Source organism: Vibrio sp. 10N.286.46.A8, from assembly GCF_041470165.1.
Lineage (GTDB): Bacteria > Pseudomonadota > Gammaproteobacteria > Enterobacterales > Vibrionaceae > Vibrio > Vibrio tasmaniensis_A.
Genome location: NZ_JBFRLX010000035.1, coordinates 63,336 through 83,232 on the forward strand (window position 1 = coordinate 63,336; position 19,897 = coordinate 83,232).

The window sequence follows — 19,897 nt, forward strand, 5'->3', positions numbered from 1 at the left end:
TTCTCTACTATGCACGCCTTTATTGGTTAGGTAATTATAAAAACGATGGAAAAACACTCACGTAAAGAAGATTGGGTAGCCATTCTTACTGGCACGTTTTTAGTGGCGTTAGGCGTCTTCTTTTTACAGTCAGCAAATCTGCTTACCGGTGGTACTACTGGCTTGGCTCTGCTTTTGAGTCAATTCTTACCTGTAACCTTTGGTATTTTGTACTTTGTGGCCAACTGTCCATTCTATTTATTAGCTTGGAAACGATTTGGTCGTCACTTCGCAATAAGCAGTGCCATCTCTGGATTTTTAGTGTCTGTATTTGCCGACCATTTATACTTGGTGATTTCGTTAGACGTTCATAATGAAATTTACTGTGCAGTCGCTGGCGGCTTATTAATGGGCTTAGGCATGTTGATCTTGTTCCGTCATCGCTCGAGCTTGGGTGGCTTCAACGTATTGTGTCTGTTCATTCAAGATCGCTACGGTATCTCAGTAGGCAAAACCCAAATGGCCATTGATGCCTGTATTCTGTTTGCATCCTTCTTCTTTGTATCACCTTGGGTGATTGCCGTATCTGTATTAGGCACCGCAGTATTGAACATCGTATTGGCAATGAACCACAAACCAACTCGCTACTCGGTGAATTACGCGTCTTAATACCAATTCCCCTATGAATTACTAGCTGTTTTTAATAACAAAAACAGCTAGAATTTAGGTTTTATAAACCGTCGCCTTTTCTATGCAAGATTACCTCTCTAGCGCCAAAGACCAACAAGCCTCTATTTATATTGAAGGTTTGGAATTCAACCCCAACACACGAGTCTTTAGCTGCGACGAGCAGGTCATTGATTTAGAACCTCGTTCTATCGAGCTCTTAGAGTTATTTCTTACCAGCGTTGGTCAGCCGCTCTCTGCCGAGTACATTATTGAATCTATATGGCAAAGTAGCTTCATTTCCAAAAATGTTCTGACAAACCGAATCAGTACCTTACGTTCAATACTTCAAAAACATTTGCCTAATAGCGATGCGACCAAAATACTGGTGACTTACCCGCGCAAGGGCTACTTCCTTAACCCTAGCTCGGTTAGCTTTTCCACGGTTCCCCCTGAAACCGCAGCGGATGATGCCACAATAGAACCTCCAACCAGACAAAAAGGATTTGCCTCCAATCCAGTTAACCCCTGGCTTGTTGTAGTGTCTTTGGCTTTGCTGATCAGCACTGCGGTAATGGGTTATATGCTTTGGCAATCTTCGACTCGAGCCTCCGAAGTTGAACGCGACCAACGATTGATTCCTAAGGTCGAACTCCTCCTGAATCGATTGGATGCCATTGGTGATAATTCCAGAAAATACCGAAAAGTCGTAAAAGCATTATTACTTCAACAGCAGATTGAATACGCCTACACCGATCTTGCTAACCAAGATGCGCCAAGCTACTTCCTTGACCCTATTGATAGCTCTCCCTTCTTTCCGGGCGCAAAGAACATGCGTACCAGTGATTACCTGCTTAACATTCAGCTCAAAGATCAAGAAGTGGACAAACGCCTTATCGCAAAGATAAGCCTGATTTACCCAAACTCAGGGAAGCTCGCATTTGGTGGTGTTTACTCTATTGATGTCAATAATATCAGCAGCAGCCTTATGGAGATCAACCGAGAGCTAGCTAACTACTTTGCACTGCCAGCACCATTACCACCAGAATGGTCAGTCGACAATGCCGAAGTCAGCGAATTGCTAAGTGGAAAAGCCATAGCGCTGGATGGCATCAAGCTCAATACCATGACGTCGACTCTGATTGCGCGTCAACTTGCGCTATTTGAAACAGATCAGAAGAAGCTCGTCGCGTTCACTAACCTTGTTCAAACTCGTTTTAACCGACTACCAGACGAACTGAAGCTGTGGCTTGGTATCATTCATTTCAAACTAAGAGACCTGCAAACCGCAAAAGAGCTTCTGACCAATACCTCAGGCAACTCTACGATCGAAAATGCGTTGGTTTATATGATGGTTTCTCACATTGCTTATAAGCAAGACAACATGGAGAAGTTCCGCCTGAACTACATGGAGTCTCTGGTTGCGTTATTAAGAGTGGTTCCATCCGAAGATCTATTCGCTCGACTATCCAAACCTGAATCAAAATCGACCTGCCTACAACCTTGGAAGAGCTTAAAGCTAAGCGTTAAAGAGCCTCTGATCATAAAGCAGTGGGAAAACTTAATGCTTAACTACTGCACCGCAGTCGGGCAACAATTCTCAAAGGAAAACAAAAAAACCTTTCAGATAAATAACTTAAATATATATTAAGATCTTATGTGACTTCGTTTTTTGCCCTATTCACTCCTCAAACAATAGCATTCCTAAAAACATCGGGCCCACCAAGGGCTTCCAACTTTAGGAATGTTCAACATGAAAAAAACAATGACGCTGCTAGCAACCTCTCTCTTTGCTCTCTATGGTTGTGGCGGCGGAGGCGGCTCTTCTTCTGGTTCAACAGATGGTAACAAAGGTCCAAACAATCAGGTTGATTACCCTATTGAGAGCTCTGCATTTGCCCCTAAATCAGAAACAACATTAGGCTACTCATTTACCAAAGATGGTCAGACTGAAGGCGTGATGATAATGAGCTTCACACCTGTAAGCGGTGAACTCATCATTGCTGGTTTAAAAGAAGAGACAGGTAATGAAGCGGTAGTTCAAGTTATCAACGACCTAATCAATTACGGCATCACCGAATTTTATGTTTCTGAAGACATCATGACGAATGCTGAAGGTACACAAGAAGACGGCAGCATTTATTTTGCAGGCCCCGACCGTGGGTTACACGAAATCACCAACGCTTACTTCATTGGTAGCCAATACATCACAAGAATGATGTACAGCAGCCCAATGTTCCGTTTGAAAGGAACAGACGTAAAAGAGAGCAACCCGATCATTGATATCAGTGAGGAAACCGTTTCGTTACAAGTCACGTTAGATGGCGAAGCAGTCGCTAACATGCTGAATGACTTTGAAGATCACTCGTGGGTAGCAAGCCTTCCAACTGACGCCTCGTGCCGAGTCACATGGCAACAACAGATTGAAGAAACAGGTGTACGTAAGAGTTTCAAGATCTCTGATAAATTAATCGAAGCTGCGAACCTAACAGAGAAAAACACCTACAACATCAACTGTGAAGGCATGGATTCCGCAGAATTTGGCACATCATCAGAGCGCTGGTTCAACCCAAGTATCGGCTTAATTGAACATATTGAATTGATGTCTGTAGAGCAATCTACTATTGAAGAATCAGCAGCGATACTGACCTCAATTAGCTAGCCTTGACTTAGATTCACTAAACCTAAACTTGACCGCGAAACCGCAAACAATAAAAAAGGCTTTGGGGAGCACTCCAAAGCCTTTTAACAGCCGAATCCTTTAAGGGGAATAAGAATCAAGCCGATTGAAATAAAAACAAGGCTAACCTTCGATCAAGAGAATGCGAGTCTCGTAAGGTCGCAAAACTTGATGATGAGACGCCACTAAACTCTCGCTCACTTGATAATTAGACAACAAGCTCTTAGCCTTCGCCATCTCAAAACGTTCAGGTAAAACGCATTCAGCCTCTTTACCATAGTAGTTGTTAATGCACAGCAGAGTTTGTTCTTCACTCTCACGAACATACGCAAAAATGGATGGATGTTCAGGCAGTAGGTCTTGATAGCTACCATGAGTAATCACCGGCACTTCTTTACGCAATTCAATCAAACTCTTATAGAAATAGAAGACCGAGTCTTTATCTTCAAGCGCTTGCTCAGCATTGATCTCAGTGTAGTTATTCGAAACATCTAACCATGGCTGTGATAGCGAAAAGCCAGCGTAAGGCTCACTGTTCCATTGCATTGGTGTACGAGAGTTATCACGAGATTTCTGCGCTAAAATCGCCATCATATCTTCATGAGTAACACTGTCACGGTTAACCATGATGTCGTACATATTGGTACTCTCTACATCACGATACTGGCTGATCTCGGTGTAACCCGGGTTGGTCATGCCAATCTCTTCACCTTGATAGATATAAGGTGTGCCTTGCATCATGTGAACCGAGGCGGCAAGCATCTTGGCTGATTCAACGCGATATTGTTGATCGTTACCTAAGCGGCTCACCACTCGTGGTTGGTCATGGTTACACCAGAATAGTGCGCCCCACCCTTTTCCGTTTAAGCCAGTTTGCCAATGATTGAAGATCGATTTGAGCTGTAAGAAATCAAACGGCGCATTGGTCCACTTTTCACCATTAGTGTAATCAACCTTAAGGTGGTGGAAGTTAAACACCATTGATAGCTCGCTGTTATCAACGTTTGAGTATTGCTGACAATGTTCCAACGTGGTTGAAGACATCTCGCCGACGGTTACGCTACCGTATTTTTGGAATACCGCTTCGCTGATCTCTTTCAGGTATTCGTGCACTCGTGGGCCATCGGTATAGAAACGGCGACCATCACCGATATCATCATTTGGGAAATCTTGCTGCTTTGAAATCAGGTTGATTACGTCCAAGCGAAAACCATCGACGCCCTTCTCAGCCCAGAAGCTGATGACATCTTTTACTTCTTCACGTACAACCGGATTCTCCCAGTTAAGGTCGGCCTGTTCTTTCGCAAATAAATGCAGGAAGTATTGCCCAGTGGCCTTATCCATTTCCCATGCATTACCACCGAATTTAGACTGCCAGTTGGTTGGTGCTTGGCCGTTCACAGGGTCTTTCCAGATGTAGTAATCGCGGTATGGGCTGTTTTTGTCACCCAATGCAGACTGAAACCATGCATGCTCTGTTGAAGTATGGTTGACCACAATATCCATCACGATGCGAATGCCACGTTGGTGCGCTTCAGACAATAATAAGTCGAAGTCTTCCATAGTGCCGAATTGAGGGTTAATCGCGTAGTAGTCTGAGATATCGTAACCATTGTCGATCATGGGTGACGCGTAAACTGGGGTTAGCCAAATCGCATCTACACTCAAATGTTTGAGGTAATCCAGTTTCGAAATGATCCCTTTGATATCGCCAGTACCCTTACTGCTACTGTCGCAGAAGCTCTTTGGGTAGATTTGATAGATGGTCGCGGTTTTCCACCAGCTTTCATCATGTTCAGTCATCGCCATCTCTAACACTCACTTACCAGAAAATATAAAATAAAAATCACCATGCAAATCATGGTCGAATAGCCGTTATAACTGAGAGAAAAAGCTATAACTAAGAGAAAAGCGATGACTCAATTGAATCATCGCTTGTTAAATGCATTACGCGTTGGCGGTTTCTAGCTCGCCTTTCATCTGTGCTCGTTTATAGAAGAACAATGTCAGCGTTATCGGCAGTACAACCGCCACCAGCATCGCGACTAAGTAAATCGACCAATATTGAGGTTGAATCGATAAGATGCCCGGCAAGCCACCAACACCGATACCATTCGCCATCACACCTGCACTACCACAGATTGCAGCCGCTGCGGCACTGCCGATCATTGCGCTCAGCATTGGGAATTTGTATTTAAGGTTGATGCCGTACATCGCTGGTTCCGTCACACCTAAGTACGCAGAGATTGCCGCAGGTACCGAGATGTCTCGTTCGCCTTCGCGCTTACTCAAAATGATGATGCCGACAACCGCTGAAGCTTGTGCAATGTTTGATAGCGCAATCAAAGGCCAGATTGGTGTGCCACCTAAGTCTTGCATCAGTTGTAAGTCCACAGCGTTGGTTGTGTGGTGAATACCCGTAATAACCAAAGGTGCGTATAGGAAGCCAAAGACCACTGAACCAAGAACCGCGAAGTCACCTGTCATTGCCACTTTGGCAGCGAATGCCACACCATCACCCAACATACGACCGAATGGGCCAATAAAGGCGTGAGCCAGAATCACAGACAAGATGATCGAGACAAATGGCACGACAACTAGGTACAGATAAGAGGGTACAATGCGCTTAAGGTTGGTCTCAATGAAAGCCAGAGCCACGCCCGCTAACATCGCAGGGATCACCTGAGCTTGATAACCGACTTTCTCAATCACGAACAAACCAAAGTCCCACACCTCAGGTACCGATTTACCTATCATGTAAGCGTTCATCAATTGTGGGGAAACCAAGGTCACACCGAGCGTGATACCCAAAATAGGGGTTCCGCCGAGTTTCTTAACCGTTGCCCAACACACACCAACCGGTAGGAAGAAGAAGATCGCTTCGCCAATCAACCACAAGAAAGAATGAACGGTAGCCCAGAATTGGCTTATCTCAACCAAGGTTTTGCCGTCGAACATGCGAATGTCGCCAATCACATTACGGAAACCAAGAATCAAACCACCCGTAATAATGGCTGGTAGCAGTGGTACGAAAATTTCGGCTAAATGGGAGATACCACGCTCAAGGAAGTTCATGTTCTGGCGAGCCGCTAGTTTCGCCTCATCTTTTGATGATGCATCTTTACCGGTTTGCTCAATAAGAAGGGCGTACACCTCATCAACCTCGGTGCCAATAACCACTTGAAATTGACCTGCGTTAGTAAAGCAGCCTTTTACCAGCTTAAGCTTCTCCAATTCTGCTTTGTTCGCTTGTTCCGTATCATTCAATACAAAACGCAGTCGAGTCAGACAATGGCTGACACTCGCAATATTCTCTTTGCCACCGACTAACTCGATAAGACGCGCAACGTCTTGCTTCGCTATCTTACTCATACTACCCCACCCTGGTTTCATTCAATTACTCATCTAAACCATGCAGCGATAACCACTCGGATTTAGACTCATGGGAACATTCCCAATCACGGTTATTATAATGCCCACATGAATGATAAATTAAAATGGGAACAGTCCCATTAATTGAAAGAGATCACACTCTAATTTTAATCTAAGCGGTTCAATTTCGCTTGATTGAGTGGATTATAGAATAGGTGATTGAGTGTGATGAGAGATCTCTGCATTACCTAAAAGCTGAGAGATCAATAAATTAGCGGCCAACTTACCCGCAGATTGATACCCAGGGTCAATACTAAATACTCGCGGAAACAAGAAAGAGAGAAGATCATTGCCACCAACACCGGTCACCACCACATCTTCACGTTGTAGTTCTTGCAGACGTTTGATTACACCAAGAGCCAATGTGTCGCTAGCACAAACAAGTGCTTGAGTGGTAGGAGTCAGTACCTCATCCACTAGCTGATACGCACTTTCATGATGAAGTTGGCCAGTACGATAATTGGCAATCACTCCAGCGCTTTCACACCACTCGAGATAGGCCTTAAGACGCAGTTCACCGGTTGATTTATCGCTAGGATCAACGCCAATGAAGCCAACGTCAGAGATCCCCAGCTCCGATAGATGCGTTAACGCACTATTGATCACCTGTTGGTTATCATAGTTAATCGACGTCACGTTCTCGGTATCCAGAGCAATCACTACGGCTTTGTGTTCCCAAGCTTCGATTGCAGGAATATCGCAGTCAGTAAAGCCAAACACAATGATGCCATCTACATTGCGACGCTTGAGAACCTGCAGATGCTCATTGGCTTTTTCTCTATCAAGCTGACTTTCCATGATCACGACATCGTAATCCGCTCGATACAATTCGGCCAGCATCGTACTTACCGCTTTGTTTTCAGAGGGGGAATCCAGACGAGAGATGATGACACCGATGACTTTTTGACTGCCACCACGCATCGACTGCGCAGACTTCGAAGGCGTGTACCCTGATTCTTGAATGACTCTTTCCACCCTTTCACGGGTTTCAGGTTTTACTTTGGGATCATTGGTCAGAACGCGAGATACGGTAGACTTACCAACACCGGACAGCTTAGCAATATCGAGAATAGTGAGTTTTTTGCTCATAAAAAGTCTGACGTTAAAGGGAAGATAAAGAAAAAGTGAGGGCGAACTCCCTCACTTAACTGTTTGTAAATCCTAGTAGATAACTATGACCTACTTTCGGCAGTTTTTATAGATAACACGACCAAGTTCTAGACGTGCATTGTCACCTTTAGTTCGTAAAGTTACGCTATTGATCAGTTCAGAGGTTCCATCATCTAAGATGTACTTCGTTCCTGAGCCTGCCGCTATTTGAGTGAGGCGATATTCATTCTCGGGTAAACGTAATACCGCTTTTTCATCACCAAGGTAAGCGACCTTAAATGAAGCGTCAGACTCACATTGATAAGTCACGAATTGATCGTCCGATACTGCGCTCTCAGTCTCAGGAGCTGCTGATTTAGAGCATCCGAATAACGCTACCGTACATAGAGATGCTATCAACAATGCTTTCATACTGCGTTCCTCATCTTTATATAGTGAATAACCCTTATATCTAAGTGAAAGAGACTTAGTGTCTTAACCTTTTAAGAATGCTGGTACATCTTTAATACTGTCAAGCACGACACTTGCAAGCGCTTCACCTTTTTCAGTGATTGGCTTACCGGTTCTTACCAGTACTTTAGTGCCAACACCCGCTGCTTCTGCAGCCATCATGTCTTCAGCTTTATCGCCGATCATGACCGAGTTAGCCATATCAATCTTCAGAAAGTCACGCGCAGAAATGAACATGCCTGGCTTTGGCTTACGACATTCACAATCTTGTTTGTAGTCACCAACACCGTGCTCAGCGTGGTGCGGGCAGTAATAAATACCATCTAGCTCAACGCCGTTATCAACAAAGTTCCAATCCATCCACTGCGTTAGAGAAAGAAAACGGTCTTCACTAAACATGCCGCGAGCAATACCAGATTGGTTGGTCACTAACACCAATAAATAACCCATATCTTTAAACGCTTTCGCCGCTTCAAACACACCATCGATGTATTCAAAGTCATGTTCATCATGTACGTAGCCGTGATCAACGTTAATCACACCATCACGATCTAAAAAAACAGCAGGTTTAGACAAAATTCAGTTCTCTATCAACTCTCTATTAATCATTAATTATTACACGCTTTATTTGCTTCATCACTATCTATTTAGTTTTGCGTTCGTTAACGATTTGTTTCTAGTTTAACTTCGCAACTCGCGTTTAGCCGTCTAGACGTAAAAATATCTATTGACTTAGATCATAGAACACCATAGCATCATCTGTAAATCGAGTGAGTCATCAATATATTATTCTGTTCTACCTGCACGGGTTTCTCTATGATTAAAGTGAATCAAGTCAATAAGGTTTTTTATCAAGGCACTAAAGAAATCAATGCCTTAATTGATATCAACCTCCACATACCTCAAGGTCAAATCTTTGGAGTCATCGGCTCTTCAGGTGCAGGCAAAAGTACCCTTATCCGTTGTGTAAACATGTTGGAAGCTCCAACATCAGGTGAAGTGATTGTTGACGGTATCGACCTGACAAAACTCAGCAAATCAGAACTTAGCGAAGCACGCCGTAACATCGGCATGATATTCCAACACTTCAATCTGCTGTCTTCTCGTACTGTATTTAACAATGTAGCACTGCCTTTAGAGCTTGCTGGTAAAGATAAAGCTGCGATTGAAGCGAAAGTGAGTGAACTACTTGAGCTTGTCGGCCTATCGGATAAGCGTGATACCTACCCTGCGAACTTAAGTGGTGGTCAAAAGCAGCGTGTCGCGATTGCTCGTGCGCTAGCTTCAGACCCGAAAGTACTACTGTGTGATGAAGCGACCAGTGCTCTGGATCCAGCAACGACTCAATCTATTCTTGAGCTGCTACGTGAAATCAACCGCAAGCTACACATCACGATCCTACTTATTACGCACGAGATGGACGTAGTTAAGAGCATTTGTCACGAAGTCGCGATCATTGGCGGTGGCGAGCTAGTAGAGAAAGGTACAGTTGGCGACATATTCGCACACCCTAAGACAGAGCTAGCACATCAGTTTATTCGCTCAACGCTAGACCTATCTATCCCTGAAGATTATCAAGCGCGTTTGCAAGAAACTCGTGTTAACAGTAGCTACCCATTAGTACGTCTTGAGTTTACTGGTGCAACGGTTGATGCTCCGCTGATGACGCAAATTGCTCGTAAATTCAATATCGATGTCAGCATCTTAAGCTCTGACCTCGATTACGCCGGCGGCGTGAAGTTCGGCATGATGGTCGCTGAGCTGTTCGGTAACGAAGCCGATGATAATGCTGCTATCCAATTCCTACGCGACAACAATGTAAAAGTAGAGGTGCTTGGTTATGTCCTTTAGTTTCAACGAGATTGCTGACTGGATCAGCCTTAACGGCAACCTTCTATTGGAAGCAACAGGCGAGACACTTTACATGGTTGCTGTTGCTGGCATCGTTGGTTTCGCTGTCGGTATTCCATTAGGCGTTATTCTACACACGACTAAAAAAGGTGGCCTGTTAGAGAACACCAAGCTAAACAAAATTCTTGGTGCGGTTGTGAACGTGGGCCGTTCTGTGCCTTTCTTAGTACTGATGGTAGCGATCATCCCTCTCACTAAGATGCTGATTGGTACCTTCATCGGTACAACCGCAGCGATTGTTCCGCTGACGATTGGTGCTATCCCATTCGTAGCTCGACTTATCGAGAGTGCACTACTTGAAGTACCAACAGGTCTAGTGGAAGCAGCTCAGTCAATGGGCGCAACACCCACACAAATCATCAATAAGGTTCTGCTTCCTGAAGCACTGCCGACTATCATCAACTCAGTGACGATTACGCTAGTGACTCTTGTGAGTTACTCGGCAATGGCTGGAACTGTGGGTGGTGGTGGCCTAGGTGATGTCGCGATTCGTTACGGATTTCACCGCTACGATGTGACCATTATGGCAGTAACAGTCGTCATGTTGATTGTGCTAGTACAAATTATTCAATCAATCGGTGATTCATTAGTTCGCCGCGTTGACCACAGATAACGACTTACAGACCAAAATCAAAGTCGTCTGAACCAAATTAAATAGATTTATTAAAAGGAGATTATTATGAAATTTAACCTTAAAGGTTTACTTACTATTGCAGCAGTAGCTTCAGCGCTAGTACTAGCAGGTTGTGGTGATAAAGAAGTCGATACTTCTAAGATCAAAGTTGGCGTAATGGCAGGTGCAGAAGCACAAGTTGCTGAAGTAGCAGCTAAAGTCGCGAAAGAGCAATACGGCCTGGATGTTGAACTGGTCACTTTTACGGATTATGTAACACCTAACGCAGCGCTAGATGATGGTTCTATCGACATCAATGCATTCCAACACACGCCGTACCTAGATCAGCAAGTTGCTGACCGTGGTTACAAGCTAACGGTCGCAGGTAACACTTTTGTTTACCCTATTGCAGGTTACTCTAAAGAAGTTAAATCGGTAGACGAAATCCAAGATGGTGCTCGTATCGCTGTACCAAACGACCCAACAAACCTAGGTCGTTCTCTACTGCTTCTTGAGCAGCAAGGTTTACTTGAACTTCGTGAAGGTGCAGGTCTTCTAGCTACCGTTCGTGACATCGTTGGTAACCCTAAGAACCTAACGATTGTTGAACTAGACGCAGCTCAACTGCCACGTTCTCTTGATGATGTAACTTTATCTATCATCAACACTACTTACGCGAGCTCTATCAACCTGACTCCACAAAAAGACGGCGTATTCGTTGAAGACAAAGATTCTCCATACGTGAACCTAATCGTTTCTCGTGAAGACAACCTAAATGCAGAGAACGTACAAAACTTCGTTAAAGCATATCAAACTGAAGAAGTGTACAACGCAGCTTCTGACATCTTCCAAGGTGGCGTAGTTAAAGGTTGGTAATCAGCTTAAATAGACACTTATAGATACCGAAAGGGGCTGACTCAATGTCAGCCCCTTTTTAAATGATGAAAGTTTGCTAGAAAGTAAAGCTTCTCAGGGTGAATCAAACGAAGTCGATTACTTGAGGTGATCCCAAGAAATGTTGGATACCAGACGGCAATCATCACACTTGAAATAGAAAATATCGTGGATCGGCGCATCTAACAGCCATTCACCACCACATTGTGGGCATTTGCGCTCTTTTTCATCTTTCAGGCTGATCCCACCGACACGATATAAGTAGTAGTAAGTTGGAATCTTAGTCAGAAATTCAATGCGCCCTCTTAGACCCCAACCGCGTTTAAACAGCACACTCTTAGTATCACTGATCTCGGTTAGCGTTGCATGTTCAGCACGGCAACCACCACCCATTTGCACTTCATCACAGGCTTGCCATTCGGTCTGCCATTTCAGTACGGCTTTATGATCGCCATTAAATGTCGGCGGGTTGCGATATAGTGGGATAGGTAACAAGCTATCGCCGCTGCGCAGCGGTGAACAAGTGTGTACGAATGTCGTGTATAACACCTGCCAACTTGGTGTTTCATCTTCGGCTACTTCTTCGGAATTAAGGTCTCGGCCAAGCAGACGCATCTTAGGCGCTAATAAACTCGCCGCAGATAAGCGCTCGAAACAGACTTTGACGAAGTCTGAATGATTACGTGGGTGTAAGCTATCTTGCTCCGGACACACAACGCGAACATAGAATTCACCGTCACCCATCACGATTGGAAACTCACGACCTAACACTTGTCCGTTATAACGAAGAGCATCCATTAAGCCATTAACCGCCTTATCGACAGCGCTTACCGTTGTGTTATCAAAACACTCAAATTGAAGTTCTAGTACGTACATCTATTTATACCGCTGGTTGTAGCTTTTCTAAAAATTCTGCCAATGTCTCGGCTAGTACATCACGATTTTTGGTGCCTAAGCGCTCTAGGATTACGTTACCCGTTAGGTTACAGATAGAGATAACATCCAGTTCAGCATCAGTCGCGGCAATGAAAACCGTTGGTTTTAGCTTCAAACGACGCTGAGTCACTAGGTGACCTAAGATGTTTTCTTGTAGGCATTCGAAATCTTCATCACTCCAAATCTGTAACAGAGTCAGTTCGTTACCATCAAAAGTCGCGTTCATATCCGCACTAAATTGTGCGCCGTAGAAAGTCTTGACGTCTTCATGCAGAGTCAACTCAATACCCGTTTCAACATTGGTGAAATCTGCGAATTGCTCACGTGGATAGTGTTTCCACAACACGGCATCACCACTCTTTTCTTCTACGCATGGCGATACGATGTCCACTAACTCCTCATTACGAGGTAAGCTTTGGTGTTGCTGCTGCCACGCGTCAACGTATCGCTGACTGAAAGAAAGTAGTGCGTCTTGAGCGCGTTGAGTCATGAAAATCTCCTAAACACAAAATAATAAATAGAATCCGAGCCCTTTCCGTGCCGATTAAGCGATGACTTAATGACAGGATAATGGGGATTCAGTAAAATCGACCCCATTCTAATCGAATTTGAAACGAAAGTATGAGCAAATATTCTGACGCAAAAGAGCTAGCGGGTTTAACCCTAGGCCAAAAAACTGAGTACTCTAACCAATACGATGCAAGTTTATTGCAACCAGTACCTCGTAGCCTTAATCGTAATGATCTTGCGCTAAACGGAGAGTTACCTTTTGTTGGTCATGATATTTGGACGATGTACGAGCTTTCGTGGCTAAACACCAATGGCTTACCACAAGTGGCTGTTGGTGAAGTGTTCATTCCGGCAACCAGCCAAAATTTGATTGAGTCAAAATCTTTCAAGCTGTACCTAAACAGCTACAACCAAACTCAGTTTGAAAACTGGGATCAAGTCACTGAGCGTCTAACTCAAGATTTGTCGGCATGTGCAGGCGAGTCTGTGATTGTGAATGTAAACTCAGTAACCGATTACACCAACCAACCTATCGTGACGATGGAAGGTGACTGTATCGACAATCAAGACATCCAAATCACCAGCTATGATTTTGAAGCGTCACTGCTTGAAGGGGCTGCTGGCGAGCAAGAAGTAGAAGAAACTCTACATAGTCACTTATTGAAGTCAAACTGCTTAATTACCAATCAACCGGATTGGGGCAGCGTAGAGATCGCATATTCCGGAAAGCAAATTGACCGTGAAGCTCTGCTACGCTATTTAGTTTCTTTCCGCGAGCATAACGAATTCCACGAACAATGTGTTGAGCGTATCTTCACTGACATCATGAAATACTGTGCACCATCGAAGCTAACCGTATTTGCACGTTACACGCGTCGTGGCGGTCTGGATATCAATCCATACCGTTCAACTGAGCAAGATAGACCAAGCCACAATAAGCGTATGGCTCGCCAATAATCGGCGTGAACCGCCCAAACTTATTTGAACCTACAAAATCTTTAAAGGGACATTGAAATGCGTTGGTTATACGTTGTTAGTCTATTCATTTTAAGCTTAAGCACATCGGTTAATGCGTCGGTCTATTCGTCGGCGCTCCTCAATGAAGCCAATAACTTGGTTGAGATAGAACCGAGCCAAGCAAAACGAATGGCCAACAGCTACCTAACGCTACGTATCCTTTCAGATCAACGCGAAAAGAGCCCGTCAGCTATTTCTCGTGAAGAGGCCGACTCTTCGATTAGAACCCCGAACAGCAGTATCGATGCGTATAAGATCTTAGCGAAAGCAGAGTTTAATCTAGGCAACATTCGTATTGCGATTCAGCACATCGACAAAGCCTCTGAGCTAGCAAAAACCTATAAGCTTGAGTATCTAAAGTTAGATCTGGAAATACTTAAAGTTAGGTTACTTTGGCTTACGGACAGAAAATCTGCCCAAGCAGAATCAGAGCTAAAAAAAATAGAAACAAGCTTAGAGTCGGTTAATAAGACCTTACGCCTGACGGAAGGGATTACCTATCGCTTAATCATGTTGAAAGCCGACATTTCCTCTTATAACAACAACGTAGGGGAAGCAGAAAAACTCTATCAAGAAGCAAAAACTTACCTAGAACAGCGTCACTCGGAAAAAGTCGTCATTGATTATCACATCACCGTCGGCGAGTTTTATCTTACCCATAAAGAGTACAACCATGCACTATCTGAGTTATTGTACGGCTACTGGAAATCAGTAGAAGGTAACCTGAGTTCGCGCTTGGCTAAAGTAAACCGCCTACTTGCACAGCTTTTCTTTGAACGTCAAGTATTAGATAAAGCTCTAGAGCACCTGTCTCAAGCTGCTGACTTTTATGATAATTTTGAAAGCTCTCCCATATTAGCGCAAGTACTAAAAAAGATGGGTGATGTGTACTTCAATCAAGGCAAATATAACCTTGCCCTCGTGCACTTTTTCAATGTCCTTGATCATGAGAGTACAGACCGAGACATCTACCAAGTCATTGACATTCGTCTAAGTTTATCTGCGACTTACTTACGACTTTATAACTACCCTCTAGCCGAGCAATACCTAGCACGAGCTCTTGAACTGCTGGAGTATTCCGACATTCCTAAATTGGAAGGCCGCGCTGCACTCTTATCCGCAGGTTTGGCATACCACCTACAAGAAAGCGAAGATGTAATTAAGCATGCGACACGTGCGCTCAAGATTTCGCGTCAGGTAGAAAACATGCGCCTGTCGCAACACTCCTACCACTTGCTCTCTTTAGGTTATGAGCAAGCAGGGCGTCCACAACAAGCGCTAGCAAATCTCAAACAATACAATATCCTTGTCTCTTTGGAACAACAAAAACTCAACCGTGTTGGTGAAGACGCATTCCGCCAACAAAAAGAGTTTGCCGAGCAAACGCTCCACTATGCAGGTCAAGAACAAGAATTAGAGAAATACAAACTTGAGCACCATAAGTTCCAGAAAATATCGTTCGCCTTATTTTTGTTCAGCATTGTCTTGTTCTTCTTTGTGCTACGCCGAGGCTACATCATTCAAACCTTAGTCACGGAAATGGATTCACTGCGTACCGACCTATTTACACACTCACGCTCAAAGCTTCCAAATCTAAGAATGCTGAACGCGAAGCTATCAAATTCTCTAGAACAAACCAGCCAAAACTTCGAACAATGGCAACTTGGTGAGTTGATTCATGAACCACTCAACGACCGTTTACGCTTTGTGATGATAGATTTACCGTTCCTACGCAATATGTACACTCAGAACGGTTATAAAGCAGGTTTAGAGCTCGAAGATGCTTTCGGCGAGTTCCTTAAATCTAAGCTTGAAGGTCCTGCGCGCGTCTACCACTTCTCGGATGCGAACTTGCTTTACATCGAACCAAATGCTGACCGTGATACATCGCCTGAGGCTATGTTCAGAAAGATTCAATCTTGGATTAATCACTTCGAACCAGAGCGAAACATTAATCGAACCGTCCGCATGGGCATCGCTGACTACCCGTTCTTGCCACGCGCTTATACCGCGATTAACGACCAAGAACTCCTCGATGTACTATTAATGTCGACCAACCTGGCACGTGAAATCAGCCTCAAAGAACGCAGTAGCCAATGGGTTTACCTTAAAGCCATCGACAATGCCCCCGCAGCGAGCCTTGCAACGGGTAACATAAGAGAGGCTTGTAAACATGCGATTAATCAAGGGTTAATAAAGATACAATCCTCACACCAGAATGAGGACAATATCAAAAAAATGCTAAAAGATGACTGATTTGCGAGCGGTTAAACGTCGTAGGTCGTGACCTTATTTTTAGTTTTGTTATTATCAAGGTCACGGAATTTCATCTATACGATCGAGTACGATCTACGCGGCGCTAATTAATACATCTATGGGCATTCTTGAAAAAGACATTCAGGCGCAACTCCACCAGCTGAAATATCAGTTGGATCAAGTCCGCTTGACGCAAAGAGATACCTCGTTCAAATTTATTCGAGAACAAAAAGTTCTCAAGCGTATCGTTACGTCTTTAAGTGATGCATGTGTTGGCAGCAACACTCATTTAGATGAAAATCTCATTGCCCTTAGGGAAGAGCTCGAAAAGCAAAAAGACATTAGCTCAATGATCCCCAAGTTGGCAGTATTAGAAAGGATGCTCAAGCAAAAAACGTTGGCTATGGATAAACAGAACGGATATCTGGATGATAGTATTAAGCACAGTGGGGAAACGCTGCAGCGTATAACTGGCCTTCCGGCACAGCTAAAGCGCGATCTAAGAAACTTACTTAGCTTCTCCGAGTGTCATGGCAGTCAAAAAGTCGACTATGCGATGAAGCTTCTCAGTATTTATGAGCGTGCCATTAAGATTATGGCAAACAACTCACGCACTCATTTTGCCGACGTAGATCAATCAACTGAACAAGAACTCCTTTCCGAACTATCAAACGAATTACAACACCTGATCACTGAACTCGACTTCGAGGGTGAATCAGGGGATCTACTGACCGATATTAGAGCGAAGCTACTACTTGGTGTTTCAACACAAAACCTACTTGAGCTAGCACTTCAGATCCTCAAACTGGTGATTGATGGCACGAGCCTAGAGCGTAAGCAGTCTGAACAATTTATCGAACAACTCAATTCCTCGCTCGCTTCTAGTATCAAAACAGCAGATCAAAACGCCGACCAGAGCCAAAGCTATTTTGAACATCGCCAAGGTCTTAATTCTGAGTTGAATGAACTTGTTACTAAGAGCCAAAGCTCTGTTGATAAAGCAACGGATATTGATAACTTAAAACTTTCGATAAACCCGCTGCTCAGTGAAATTGCCTCTCTTTCAGAAAGACTGAATCACGCAGAACAGAAAGAACAAGCTCTAATAGAAAGAATGAGCTACGGAAAAAACCAATTAGATTCGCTCTATGAAGTCACCCAAGATTACCGCAAGCGTCTAGAAGATCAGGCTCAGCGTATGCTGCTTGACCCTCTGACTAAGATCTACAACCGTACCGCCTTCACCGATCGTTTAGAGTTAGAATATCGTCGCTGGATTCGCGCACAACACTCACTAAGAGTCGTGCTGCTAGATATCGATAACTTCAAAGCAATTAACGATAGCTTTGGCTATACCGCTGGTGACAAAGCACTCAAGATCATCGCAAGAGCCATCACCAAAGAAATTGGTACTACCGATACTGTCGCTCGCTTTTCTGGTGAAGAGTTCATCTTGCTACTCCCCGAGCAAAGCGATGAATATTGCCATCAAGTGACTCAAAACATCCAGAATCAAGTCAGCCGCTTACCTTTCAAATTCCGTGACCAACAAATCACAATTACCTTGTGCGCAGCAAGTACTCCGTTTAAAGAGTCAGACACACCTGAAGAAGTATTAGAGCGACTCAATAAAACACTAAACAAAGCCAAACAGCGCGGTAACAACCAACTTGTTTGGGACTAAGACTGCCCTAGATTTAATTTATTTCATTTTTTCAAATACTTATCACATACCATATCCCTCAATGTTTGCTAAGCTAATGATTAACATTCGCTTAACAAGCATTCTTGGCAAGCAATGCTGTATTTAAAAGAGCAACGCTGTCGTAATCGTTTCGTCTGGTTAATTCTCTCGCCTTTAACCAAACACTTTCAACGTTAGCTTCTCATCTCGAACTAAAGGGCCACTTCCAACCTCCCCTAGTTCTTTTCAACAAGGAGGCACTATGATCACTCATATCAGCCCTGCCGGTAGCATGGATTTACTCTCTCAACTTGAAGTTGAGCGTCTTAAGAAAACCGCATCTAGTGATCTGTACCAGCTTTATCGTAACTGTACGTTAGCGGTACTCAACTCGGGTAGCCACACCGACAACTCCAAAGAGCTGCTCGATAAATATCAATCGTTTGATGTTGAGGTCGTCCGTCGTGAGCGCGGGATCAAACTCGAACTGAGCAACCCTCCAGAACATGCCTTTGTCGATGGTGAAATCATCAAGGGTATCCAAGAACACTTATTCTCAGTGTTGCGCGACATTGTCTACGTCAACATGCACCTTGCAGATAACCAAAGACTCAACCTGACCAATGCCACTCATATTACCAACCTTGTATTTGGCATTTTGAGAAATGCAGGCGCACTTACGCCAGGTATCGAACCTAACCTGATCGTGTGCTGGGGTGGTCATTCAATTAATGCAACTGAATACCAATACACTCGCGAAGTGGGGAATGAACTTGGCCTGCGTGAGCTGAATATCTGTACCGGTTGTGGACCGGGGGCAATGGAAGGGCCAATGAAAGGGGCTGCCATTGGTCACGCTAAACAGCGCTATACAGACCACCGTTACTTAGGGCTAACTGAACCATCAATCATTGCGGCTGAGCCACCAAACCCGATAGTGAACGAACTGGTGATCATGCCAGATATCGAGAAGCGTCTTGAGGCATTCGTTCGTATGGCGCATGGCATCATTATTTTCCCCGGTGGCCCAGGTACGGCTGAAGAGCTGCTGTATATCTTAGGGATCATGATGCACCCAAATAACGTCGACCAACCAATGCCAATTGTTTTAACGGGCTCAAAAGAGAGTGAAGCTTACTTCCGCTCAATCGATAAATTCATCGGCGAAACCTTAGGGCCTGATGCGCAAAAACACTATGAGATCGTAATTGATGACCCAGCACGCGCTGCGAAAATCATGAAGCAGGCAATGCCAGATGTACGCTCTCACCGTAAAGAGACTGGCGATGCTTACAGCTACAACTGGTCACTGCATATTGAACCTGAGTTCCAACTGCCATTCGACCCTACGCATGAATCTATGGCGGCGCTTGATCTGCATATGAATCAGAAAACAGAAAGCCTTGCAGCTAATCTGCGTAAAGCCTTCTCAGGAATTGTGGCAGGTAACGTCAAAGCTGAAGGTATTTTGGAGATAGAGAAACATGGCCCCTTCCTCATTGATGGCGACAAAGAGCTGATGACAAAAATGGACCAGCTGCTGAATGACTTTGTTGAACAGCATCGAATGAAACTGCCGGGCGGCACTGACTATGTTCCTTGCTATAAAATTATGCCTAGCAGCGAATAACGGCAAGTAACTGATAACAAGCCACAAGCATAAAATTAAACAAGTCATGACGTTTACGTCACCAAAGTTTCAACTCACCAAGTGATACGTTACTATAAGGGGCTAGCAGCCCCTTATTTATTGCCTATT

The 19,897-nt window shown here is 44.2% G+C and carries 17 protein-coding genes; 10 read left to right on the top strand and 7 right to left on the bottom strand.

The window, feature by feature from the left end; all coding sequences use genetic code 11:
- The first annotated feature begins 45 nt into the window (after nt 1–45).
- The 3 genes from AB4232_RS04570 to AB4232_RS04580 all read left to right on the top strand — a co-directional run bounded on the left by AB4232_RS04570 (nt 46) and on the right by AB4232_RS04580 (nt 3,307).
- Nucleotides 46–648, top strand: a complete 603-nt coding sequence (locus AB4232_RS04570; protein ID WP_009847440.1) for a YitT family protein — start codon at nt 46–48, stop codon at nt 646–648.
- An 82-nt stretch (nt 649–730) separates the two neighbouring features.
- Entirely contained in the window at nt 731–2,296 is a 1,566-nt protein-coding gene (locus AB4232_RS04575) for a transcriptional regulator (RefSeq protein WP_372086382.1), read from the top strand.
- A 102-nt stretch (nt 2,297–2,398) separates the two neighbouring features.
- Complete coding sequence (locus AB4232_RS04580; protein ID WP_009847442.1) at nt 2,399–3,307, top strand: hypothetical protein; 909 nt, start codon at nt 2,399–2,401, stop codon at nt 3,305–3,307.
- 141 nt (nt 3,308–3,448) lie between these two features.
- On the opposite strand, the gene treC is transcribed toward AB4232_RS04580, so the two are convergent.
- The 5 genes from treC to gmhB all read right to left on the bottom strand — a co-directional run bounded on the left by treC (nt 3,449) and on the right by gmhB (nt 8,893).
- Nucleotides 3,449–5,134, bottom strand: coding sequence for an alpha,alpha-phosphotrehalase (gene treC / locus AB4232_RS04585; RefSeq protein WP_372086384.1), 1,686 nt, complete (start codon nt 5,132–5,134; stop codon nt 3,449–3,451).
- A 138-nt stretch (nt 5,135–5,272) separates the two neighbouring features.
- Nucleotides 5,273–6,697: a PTS trehalose transporter subunit IIBC gene (treB, locus tag AB4232_RS04590; RefSeq protein ID WP_135383018.1), complete on the bottom strand. Its 1,425-nt coding sequence runs from the start codon at nt 6,695–6,697 to the stop codon at nt 5,273–5,275.
- Between the two features lie 204 nt (nt 6,698–6,901).
- Nucleotides 6,902–7,846: a trehalose operon repressor TreR gene (gene treR, locus AB4232_RS04595; protein WP_135383017.1), complete on the bottom strand. Its 945-nt coding sequence runs from the start codon at nt 7,844–7,846 to the stop codon at nt 6,902–6,904.
- A gap of 90 nt (nt 7,847–7,936) precedes the next feature.
- Complete coding sequence (locus AB4232_RS04600; protein ID WP_017096799.1) at nt 7,937–8,278, bottom strand: MliC family protein; 342 nt, start codon at nt 8,276–8,278, stop codon at nt 7,937–7,939.
- Nucleotides 8,279–8,341: 63 nt separating this feature from the next.
- A complete protein-coding gene (gene gmhB, locus AB4232_RS04605) occupies nt 8,342–8,893 on the bottom strand; it encodes a D-glycero-beta-D-manno-heptose 1,7-bisphosphate 7-phosphatase (RefSeq protein ID WP_012604624.1) in 552 nt (183 codons plus the stop codon).
- Between the two features lie 240 nt (nt 8,894–9,133).
- Here gmhB and metN point away from each other — a divergent pair, with 240 nt between their 5' ends.
- The 3 genes from metN to AB4232_RS04620 all read left to right on the top strand — a co-directional run bounded on the left by metN (nt 9,134) and on the right by AB4232_RS04620 (nt 11,717).
- Nucleotides 9,134–10,168 (top strand): methionine ABC transporter ATP-binding protein MetN, encoded by a 1,035-nt coding sequence (metN, locus tag AB4232_RS04610; RefSeq protein WP_012604625.1) that lies wholly within the window; start codon nt 9,134–9,136, stop codon nt 10,166–10,168.
- On the top strand, nt 10,158–10,841 hold the full coding sequence (locus AB4232_RS04615; protein WP_009847449.1) for a methionine ABC transporter permease: 684 nt from the start codon (nt 10,158–10,160) through the stop codon (nt 10,839–10,841). Before metN ends, AB4232_RS04615 begins: the two co-directional genes overlap by 11 nt.
- Before the next feature lie 66 nt (nt 10,842–10,907).
- On the top strand, nt 10,908–11,717 hold the full coding sequence (locus AB4232_RS04620) for a MetQ/NlpA family lipoprotein (RefSeq protein WP_069591676.1): 810 nt from the start codon (nt 10,908–10,910) through the stop codon (nt 11,715–11,717).
- Between the two features lie 117 nt (nt 11,718–11,834).
- Here AB4232_RS04620 and AB4232_RS04625 read toward each other — a convergent pair whose 3' ends face one another.
- Entirely contained in the window at nt 11,835–12,611 is a 777-nt protein-coding gene (locus AB4232_RS04625; protein WP_012604630.1) for a Zn-ribbon-containing protein, read from the bottom strand.
- Nucleotides 12,612–12,615: 4 nt separating this feature from the next.
- On the bottom strand, nt 12,616–13,161 hold the full coding sequence (syd, locus tag AB4232_RS04630) for a SecY-interacting protein (protein ID WP_009847453.1): 546 nt from the start codon (nt 13,159–13,161) through the stop codon (nt 12,616–12,618).
- A 131-nt stretch (nt 13,162–13,292) separates the two neighbouring features.
- Here syd and queF point away from each other — a divergent pair, with 131 nt between their 5' ends.
- From queF to ppnN, 4 genes are all read left to right on the top strand, one after another.
- On the top strand, nt 13,293–14,138 hold the full coding sequence (queF, locus tag AB4232_RS04635; RefSeq protein ID WP_009847454.1) for an NADPH-dependent 7-cyano-7-deazaguanine reductase QueF: 846 nt from the start codon (nt 13,293–13,295) through the stop codon (nt 14,136–14,138).
- A 57-nt stretch (nt 14,139–14,195) separates the two neighbouring features.
- Nucleotides 14,196–16,454 carry a tetratricopeptide repeat protein gene (locus AB4232_RS04640; RefSeq protein ID WP_372030745.1) on the top strand — a complete coding sequence of 753 codons (2,259 nt, stop codon included), beginning with the start codon at nt 14,196–14,198 and terminating at the stop codon, nt 16,452–16,454.
- A gap of 118 nt (nt 16,455–16,572) precedes the next feature.
- Complete coding sequence (locus AB4232_RS04645) at nt 16,573–18,138, top strand: diguanylate cyclase domain-containing protein (RefSeq protein ID WP_372086387.1); 1,566 nt, start codon at nt 16,573–16,575, stop codon at nt 18,136–18,138.
- 262 nt (nt 18,139–18,400) lie between these two features.
- Entirely contained in the window at nt 18,401–19,768 is a 1,368-nt protein-coding gene (ppnN, locus tag AB4232_RS04650) for a nucleotide 5'-monophosphate nucleosidase PpnN (protein ID WP_102249101.1), read from the top strand.
- Nucleotides 19,769–19,897: the final 129 nt, after the last annotated feature.

What these genes read in the sequence shown, in the direction of transcription:
- treR (WP_135383017.1), bottom strand. Translation starts at nt 7,846, where the DNA reads ATGAGCAAAAAACTCACTATTCTCGATATTGCTAAGCTGTCCGGTGTT.
- AB4232_RS04620 (WP_069591676.1), top strand. Translation starts at nt 10,908, where the DNA reads ATGAAATTTAACCTTAAAGGTTTACTTACTATTGCAGCAGTAGCTTCA.
- treC (WP_372086384.1), bottom strand. Translation starts at nt 5,134, where the DNA reads ATGGCGATGACTGAACATGATGAAAGCTGGTGGAAAACCGCGACCATC.
- syd (WP_009847453.1), bottom strand. Translation starts at nt 13,161, where the DNA reads ATGACTCAACGCGCTCAAGACGCACTACTTTCTTTCAGTCAGCGATAC.
- queF (WP_009847454.1), top strand. Translation starts at nt 13,293, where the DNA reads ATGAGCAAATATTCTGACGCAAAAGAGCTAGCGGGTTTAACCCTAGGC.
- AB4232_RS04625 (WP_012604630.1), bottom strand. Translation starts at nt 12,611, where the DNA reads ATGTACGTACTAGAACTTCAATTTGAGTGTTTTGATAACACAACGGTA.
- AB4232_RS04600 (WP_017096799.1), bottom strand. Translation starts at nt 8,278, where the DNA reads ATGAAAGCATTGTTGATAGCATCTCTATGTACGGTAGCGTTATTCGGA.
- AB4232_RS04570 (WP_009847440.1), top strand. Translation starts at nt 46, where the DNA reads ATGGAAAAACACTCACGTAAAGAAGATTGGGTAGCCATTCTTACTGGC.
- AB4232_RS04640 (WP_372030745.1), top strand. Translation starts at nt 14,196, where the DNA reads ATGCGTTGGTTATACGTTGTTAGTCTATTCATTTTAAGCTTAAGCACA.
- ppnN (WP_102249101.1), top strand. Translation starts at nt 18,401, where the DNA reads ATGATCACTCATATCAGCCCTGCCGGTAGCATGGATTTACTCTCTCAA.
- metN (WP_012604625.1), top strand. Translation starts at nt 9,134, where the DNA reads ATGATTAAAGTGAATCAAGTCAATAAGGTTTTTTATCAAGGCACTAAA.
- AB4232_RS04580 (WP_009847442.1), top strand. Translation starts at nt 2,399, where the DNA reads ATGAAAAAAACAATGACGCTGCTAGCAACCTCTCTCTTTGCTCTCTAT.
- treB (WP_135383018.1), bottom strand. Translation starts at nt 6,697, where the DNA reads ATGAGTAAGATAGCGAAGCAAGACGTTGCGCGTCTTATCGAGTTAGTC.
- AB4232_RS04615 (WP_009847449.1), top strand. Translation starts at nt 10,158, where the DNA reads ATGTCCTTTAGTTTCAACGAGATTGCTGACTGGATCAGCCTTAACGGC.
- AB4232_RS04645 (WP_372086387.1), top strand. Translation starts at nt 16,573, where the DNA reads ATGGGCATTCTTGAAAAAGACATTCAGGCGCAACTCCACCAGCTGAAA.
- AB4232_RS04575 (WP_372086382.1), top strand. Translation starts at nt 731, where the DNA reads ATGCAAGATTACCTCTCTAGCGCCAAAGACCAACAAGCCTCTATTTAT.